The organism is Desulfocicer niacini (genome assembly GCF_054657595.1).
This window is the reverse complement of the sequence record NZ_BAAHYK010000093.1, coordinates 1-7,572: the sequence shown is the minus strand read 5'-3', so window position 1 is coordinate 7,572 and position 7,572 is coordinate 1. Positions and strand designations below refer to the sequence as shown.

6 protein-coding genes are annotated in these 7,572 nt (G+C 44.3%); 5 read left to right on the top strand and 1 reads right to left on the bottom strand.

What is annotated here, in order from left to right; translation table 11 throughout:
* The 5 genes from ACYQ2M_RS24265 to rd form a co-directional block, all read left to right on the top strand.
* Positions 1-365: cupin domain-containing protein (locus ACYQ2M_RS24265; protein ID WP_459918981.1), on the top strand; the 365-nt coding region annotated here is incomplete at its 5' end.
* Positions 366-396: 31 nt separating this feature from the next.
* Positions 397-528 carry a hypothetical protein gene (locus ACYQ2M_RS24260; protein WP_459918980.1) on the top strand — a complete coding sequence of 44 codons (132 nt, stop codon included), beginning with the start codon at positions 397-399 and terminating at the stop codon, positions 526-528.
* 54 nt (positions 529-582) lie between these two features.
* Complete coding sequence (locus ACYQ2M_RS24255; RefSeq protein ID WP_459918979.1) at positions 583-1,188, top strand: DUF3786 domain-containing protein; 606 nt, start codon at positions 583-585, stop codon at positions 1,186-1,188.
* Between the two features lie 227 nt (positions 1,189-1,415).
* Positions 1,416-3,059 (top strand): hydroxylamine reductase, encoded by a 1,644-nt coding sequence (gene hcp / locus ACYQ2M_RS24250; RefSeq protein ID WP_459918978.1) that lies wholly within the window; start codon positions 1,416-1,418, stop codon positions 3,057-3,059.
* Positions 3,060-3,072: 13 nt separating this feature from the next.
* Positions 3,073-3,234: a rubredoxin gene (gene rd, locus ACYQ2M_RS24245; protein ID WP_459918982.1), complete on the top strand. Its 162-nt coding sequence runs from the start codon at positions 3,073-3,075 to the stop codon at positions 3,232-3,234.
* A 37-nt stretch (positions 3,235-3,271) separates the two neighbouring features.
* Here the strand turns inward: rd and ACYQ2M_RS24240 are convergent.
* The coding region (locus ACYQ2M_RS24240; protein ID WP_459918977.1) for a PAS domain S-box protein at positions 3,272-7,572 on the bottom strand (4,301 nt) is incomplete at its 5' end.

Genomic DNA, 7,572 nt, shown 5'->3' with positions numbered 1-7,572 from the left:
AAAGGTTCAAAACAGCAGATTTTAAAATACGAAAGGAAAAAGTCATGAGGGTTTTAAAACTTACAGAGACTAACGAATTCACACCAGGCGCCATGAAACGTTTTTTCCTGGTTGAAACTTCCGAATTTTTCAAAATCATCAATTTCAACCTGGATGCCGGGGTGACATTTCCGGTGCATTCCCATGACCTGGATGGAGAATTGTCTATCCAGGTCCTTGAGGGGAATGGCTGGTTTTTAGGAGAAAATGATACCAAAATTCCAGCGAACACTGGCGATATATTAGTATCAGAGATCAGAGAACCTCATGGGGTCCTCGCCGACACAAAGATGCGGATCGTCGTCACAATTGCTCCGCCAATTTGATAACGCCTGCCAAGCAAAAGGAGATTTCTCCATGGATATAGATGAACGTGAAAAAATAAAAAAAAGGATGGCTGAACTTGAACTGCTGATCGCGGAAACAAAAAAGAGACTCCCGGCACATTCTACAAAGCCGCCGGTCATGATAGACTTGCTGGAATTATGAAGATGAGTATGATCTGTTACTTAAAAAATTGAGTGTATCAAAAATGGAGAATTAATGGCAGACGACTTGAGCCAGGAAGAACAGAAAATCAGTGAATATTTGAGTGCTATCCGCAAACAAGATAATGACAACTGCATTGATAGCCTGGGCCTGCAAAAAACGGAAAAAGGTTATAAATTTAATTTCTTTCATAGGCCGATGCTTTTTGACCATCAAGGTTTCGTTGACCTTTCAGGTGGAGAATTGTCAATATCCATTAAAACAGTTTTATGCAAATACATGCTCGGTTGTCCACAATCTGTTTTAGAAAAATCTATCAGACTGGTGACCTTCAGAGAATTTGCCAGGGACAGCCCTCTGTTTTATAGATTTGCAGAAAATACAAACAAAACGATTGAACAGACGTTTTCATGCCGTTTGGATACGCTTAAACAAAAATGCAAACAGATTTACGGTATGCCTGTAGGCAGTACTGCCTATGATTTGAGTGTCAGATTTAAAGCGCTTCCCAGAATACCGATTACTTTACAGTTTAATGATACAGATGAGATGTTGCCCGCAAAAGCAACCGTGTTATTTCATGAGGATGCTGTCAACTATTTAGATTTAAAATCTTTAGGGAGCATTACAACTTATCTCACAGGACTATTGATCGATTAACAACAATAATAAATCCAGTAAAAGAGCTTTCTTTATTTTTACAGGATCATATGTTATAAAACAGCCTATAATTTAATTCTGTATCCCATTTTTGTTTTGTCATTAATTTTCTAATTTTTTTTTTAACGAATTGATTCAGGTCAAGGTTTTTTGTTTTCTTCTCATTATATTGTGCATCCATGATGCAAGGATAAATAAACGGCTAATTTTTAAAAGGAGGATTTACGATGTTTTGCTTTCAATGTCAGGAAACTGCCAAAGGAACCGGCTGTACGGTTCGAGGTGTCTGCGGGAAAGAAGAAGCCACAGCAAATCTTCAGGATCTGATTATTTTCCATTGCAAAGGGATTTCCGTTCTGGCGAAAAAAGGAAAAGAGTTGGGGATTGACCGTGTTGAAGAAGCGGGACGGCTTATCACCCATGCCCTGTTCACCACCATTACCAATGCCAACTTTGATAACACGGCTCTCATTGACTGTGTTAAACAACTTCAGGCTTTTAAAGCAGATTTTAAGGCCGCATTTGGTGACAAACTTCCGGAAAGCCTTCATGATGCAGCCCTTTACACCAATGATGATGAATCAGGGTTCCAGGAAAAGGCAAAAACAGTAGGCATCCTTGCCACAGAGAATGAAGATGTCCGGTCTTTGAGGGAAACAGTAGTCTTTGGTTGCAAGGGGATCAGCGCCTATGCCCACCATGCAGCAATGTTGGGATTTGAAAATAAGGCTGTCTATGATCAACTGATAGAAAGCATGGCATCTGTTACAGAAGATCTGACTGTCGACGATATGGTCGCAATGGTTATGAAAACAGGTGAAAATGCCGTTGCCACCATGGCGCTTCTGGACGAAGCAAATACCACCACATACGGTCATCCGGAAATATCGGAAGTCAACATCGGTGTCGGGACCAATCCCGGGATTCTTGTCAGCGGTCATGATCTCAGAGACCTTCAGGAACTGCTGATTCAAACCGAAGGCAAGGGAATCGATATCTATACTCACAGTGAAATGCTCCCGGCCAATTATTATCCCAAACTGAAAAAATTCGGTCACCTGAAAGGGAACTACGGCAGTTCATGGTGGCATCAGAATCAGGATTTTGAAACCTTTAACGGTGCCATCCTGATGACTACCAACTGTGTAATACCCATCAAGAAAAATAATTCTTATGCCGACCGATTATTCACTACGGGTGCTGTCGGTTACCCGGATGCAGTCCATATTGCTGACCGAAAAGACGGTGCTGCAAAAGACTTCTCAGCCGTAATTGAAAAGGCTAAACAATGTAAGCCTCCTGAGGAAATTGAAACCGGCAAGATTGTCGGGGGATTTGGCCATAATCAGGTCCTTGCCCTGGCCGACAAGGTAATTGAAGCCGTTAAATCTGGTGCTATCAAACGCTTTGTTGTTATGGCCGGATGTGACGGCAGAATGAAAAGCCGGTCATATTTTACTGAAGTTGCGCAAAAACTTCCAAAAGACGCTGTAATTCTAACCGCAGGATGCGCAAAATACAGATACAACAAACTGGATCTTGGGGACATCGGCGGGATTCCAAGAGTGCTGGATGCAGGCCAATGCAACGATTGTTATTCCCTGGCGGTTATTGCAATGAAACTCAGGGATGCATTTGGTCTGGAGCATATCAATGATCTGCCGCTGTCATTTGACATCGGCTGGTACGAACAGAAAGCTGCAGCCGTTCTTCTGGCACTGCTGTCTCTCGGCGTCAAAGGCATCAGGCTTGGCCCGACGCTTCCTGCATTTATTTCACCCACCGTTTTGAATGTGCTGGTCGAAAAATTTGATATTAAAGCAACTGGTGATCCTGATGAAGACATTGCTGCTATGATGGCAGGAAACTAAGAAAGAGATGAAAATGGATAAATATGAATGCACCCCCTGCGGATATGTATATGATCCGGCTGAAGGGGACGATGAAGGAAATATTCCCCCTGGAACAGTTTTTGAGGATCTGCCGGACGACTGGACCTGCCCTATTTGCGGCGTAGGGAAAGATGAATTTGAAAAAGTGTCCTGACTGAGATCCATTTAAATAAACAACACAGCCGTTCGGGTTAATCCCGAACGGCTGTGTTATCATCTAAAACTTCCCTTATTTTGGTCGCCAGGCCATCAACGGTAAAGGGTTTCTGAATCATTTGAACACCTTTGTCAAGTACTCCACGGTGAGCAATAATATCGTCCGTGTACCCGGACATATAAAGTACTTTGAGATGCTGATGCCTTTGAGTGGCCTTTGCATAAAGCTCTTTGCCGTTCATTCCCGGCATGACAACATCCGTAAATAAAAGATGAACCATACCATCATGAGCAGACAGGATTTTTAAAGCATCCTCTCCGTTTCCTGCCTCAAGCACCTTGTATCCTTGGCGCTCAAGTATGCGTCGGCCTAAATTCCTCACCTGCTCGTTGTCCTCCACAAGGAGAATAGTCTCCCCTCCTTTTCGGGTGGGTGACTTCTGCTGAACAATTTCTTTTTTCTCTGGCGTCTCAGCAGATATCGGAAAATAAATTTTGAAAGTTGTTCCCATTCCTGGTTCGCTGTACACCCAGATATTGCCATCATGCTGTTTAATGATACCGTAAACTGTGGCCAGTCCAAGGCCGGTTCCCCTTTCACCTTTCGTGGAAAAAAACGGTTCGAACACATGAGAAAGCGTTTCGTCATCCATGCCCGAACCTGTATCGCTGACGGACAGCATGATATATTGGCCGGGAGTTACATTAGGATGCATCTTTGCATATTCATCATCCAGATCGGACAATTTTGTTTCAATTTTTAAAAGGCCTCCGTTGGGCATGGCATCAGCAGCATTCACTACCAGGTTCATCAGAATCTGTTCAATCTGTCCGATATCAGCCAACGTTGGCCGCATTTGCTGTGAAAGCGTTTTTTCTAATTTAATATCCTCAGGTATGGTACGTAAAAGCAGTTTCTCGATTCCTTTAACAACCGAGTTCATATCGATGGGTTTAAGTGTAATAATTTGTTTTCGGGAAAATGCCAGCAACTGACGAACCAGATCACGGGCTCGAAAACCGGCCTTCATGATCTCCTCTGCCTGGTCCCGCCGCTCATCCCCGGCGCTTAAATCGTCGGTAAGCATTTGGGAGTAGCTGAGAATCGGGGAAAGCATGTTGTTTAAATCATGGGCAACGCCTCCGGCTAACCTTCCGATGGCCTCCACTTTTTGGGCTTGCCTCAATTGGGCTTCCAGGCCAATTTTTTCTTTTTCCGTTCTAATTCGATTGAGGGCAATCGCGACAAGGTCGGCTATGGATTTCATCATCTCTATTTCATCGGGCTGAAACTTTGTATCCGATCGTTTCCCAAATGACAGGGTCCCGAGCAAACGATTCTCAAACATCAGGGGGTGACAGCAATACGCTTGGATACCAAAGGATTTTATCAATGCGGTCAACGGACTGGAACTGTTTGCTATATCCTCACAGATCATACGCTGACGGGTCTGGGCAACGGTTCCACATACGGCAGAACCGTGGTCAAGCCACTCGATTTCGGAAAGTTTTTCCTCAGGAATACCAGCACATACATTTAAATGTAGCTTTCCTTGATCAGGATCTTCCATGAAATTAACAAAAGTCTGGCAATCGAGGAATGTCATCACTTTTCGACACAAGGTTTCAATCAGGTTCTGTGGATCATTGCTTTGAAGCAGGCTGGATGCTGTATCTGACAGTATTTTGTTTCTTTTGATATTCCACTTTAATATTTTTTCAGCAGCCTTATGTTCGGTTATATCTCTTGCGGCAACAACCCGTGCCGGTTTACCCTGGAACTCTATGTTTCTCGATATGATTTCAACCGGAAATTGTGTTCCGTCACGCTTTATTCCAACCACTTCATATGCCCCCTGATACCCGGAAGCCATGTATGCCTGTGCTTTTTTCAAACTTTCCGGGGTGAGGTGTTCCGGCATTATTTGCCTGCCGATGATTTCATCTGACGAATTATATCCCAATATTTTTGCAAATGACTGATTGGCATCAAGAACAACACCGTTATCGTGTATATGAACGCCTTCAACGGTAGCTTCCGATAAAAACTTGAACCGCTCTTCACTCGCTTTCAGGGCATTCTCAGCAAGTTTGCTTTCTGTTATGTCCTGAACCGTGCCATGGAGTTCGGTCACCAGTCCTTCGTTGTCCCTAACCGCCTCTCCCCGTGCCGTAATCCAGCGGTGTTCACCTCCCGGCCTTACGACCTCGGCATCGTATTGATAGGGTTCTCCTTCAGCCATGGCCTTTTCCACCCGTTCAGACAATCCTGTCCAGCTTTCCGGTGTAAAATAATTCTGAACCTCTGGATAAACGGCAGGCGGCAGGTTCAGGTCCCGACCGTAAATCTGGTAAATTTCATCCGACCAGAAATGACGGTCGTCCTTCAGCTCCCACCGCCAATTTCCTATGCCGGCCAGCTTCTGAGCCTGCTTCAACACGGCTTCGCTTCGACGAAGCGCTTCCTGGTTTGTTTTTTGTTCCGTAATATCCTGTACCATGGCAACAAAGTAATCCAGTTCACCGGAGAGCTTTCGTACCCCAGCCACTTCAGTACGTGCCCATATTGTACCTCCGTTTTTATTCAGATACCGTTTTTCAACAGTCACATGGTTTACCTTGCCTTCACGAATCCGGCCGACCGCATTAATGCTGTCGTCTATATCATCAGGATGCGTCCAGGTAACAAACGGATTTGCACATAGTTCCTCTTTTGAATACCCTAAAATGTCAATAAGGGCCTTGTTCACATGGGTAGGTATCCCTTCTGGAGAAACGATATCGATCCCGATAGGGGCCTGTTCAAACAACGTCCGAAAGCGCTGCTCGCTGTTTTTTAATGCCTCATTCGAATTTTTCAGGCTGATGGCCTCCCAGGACAGATCGGCCAGTTCCTGTACCATTTCGACATCCTGGTCGGTATAATCTGTTTTCTTGTTGCCAGCGCCCAGTATAGCAACCACTTTTTCACCCCTTAACACTGGGACAGTCAACAAACGGACAACCGAGGCATGACCTTCCGGGAGTCCCGCTTTATTAGGCAGCGTCTGATAATCATTGTAAACAACCGGTTTGCGGGTTCTAAAACTGTCCCCCCATACCCCTGCTTTTGAGATTGGGTAATGCTCTTCTTTAACATATTCGGTACACATGTTTTTAAGCGTCTTTGTGGACCACGCCTGTAAACTCAATGTTCTTTGATTATCATCTATGAAATGATAAAAGCCGATCTCACTTTCGACCAAAGCTTCCGCTTCATCCAGAAATTTTTGCAGCAGTTCTCGTGAAGTGTGGGATAATGCATATTCAACCATGCGTAGTTTAATGGACTGGATTTGTTCTCTCTGCTTTATATGTGTGATATCTTGAGTCACGCCGACACCACGGATACACTCTCCTTTGCTGTCAAATTCAAGCATGGCTCTTTCCCTGACCCATTTGACCACTCCATGAGCTATGACACGGTGTTCAATGTCATACGGTTTGCCTGTCAGGGCCTCTCTCCATGCATTGTCCACATACCCCAAATCATCCGGATGGATACAATCTAAAAATCGCTCATAGGTCAGATCGGTTCCTTTTTGAACACCGAAAATTTTGTAGTTCTCGTCCGTCCACACAAGAATATTAGAGTGAATATCCAACTCCCATGTGCCGATTTTTCCAATTTCCTGGGCCTTTTCAAGAAAATATTTTTGCCGGCGCATCTGGTTTTCAGACTTAACGCGCTCCGTAATATCCCTGAGAATAACCAAGTTTTTTTGGTCATCTTTAGAACCGTAACGAGAAACCGTCACTTCTATATCAAACTCGGTCCCGTCACGCTTCAGTCCTTTTGTCTGATAGTAATTTTTTGCAAATTCTCCTTTTTCCCTGGCAATCATAAAGGATTTTATTCTGTATCTTTCCTGCTCTCCGATCAGATCAAGAAGAGGCCTGCCAATCAACTCCTCGTATCGTTGGTAACCGAACATTTTCAAATACGCAGGATTTATAAAATAATGCTGACCTTTTCTGGATACCCCAATAGCGTCTGTGGAGTTCTCCACAACGGCTTTTAATTGTTCTTCACTCTTTTTGAGGGCTTCCACTGCTTTCAGTTTTGCCAGAGAAGATGCCACGTGGTCAGCGACCCTTCTATATGCGGCAATCTTTCTGGAAGAAAATTTTCCTTCCTGATGATCATTAAACTGCATCAATCCAAAGGTTTCTCCAGCTGTTCGCAATGGGATCAAGGCAACCGATTCATACCCGAAGCTGTTGCACCTATTGCGGGTGCGGGCCTGGCGCTCTTCATCTGTAGTTTCGGCCAGTAAGCGAGTGGTACAATTACTAA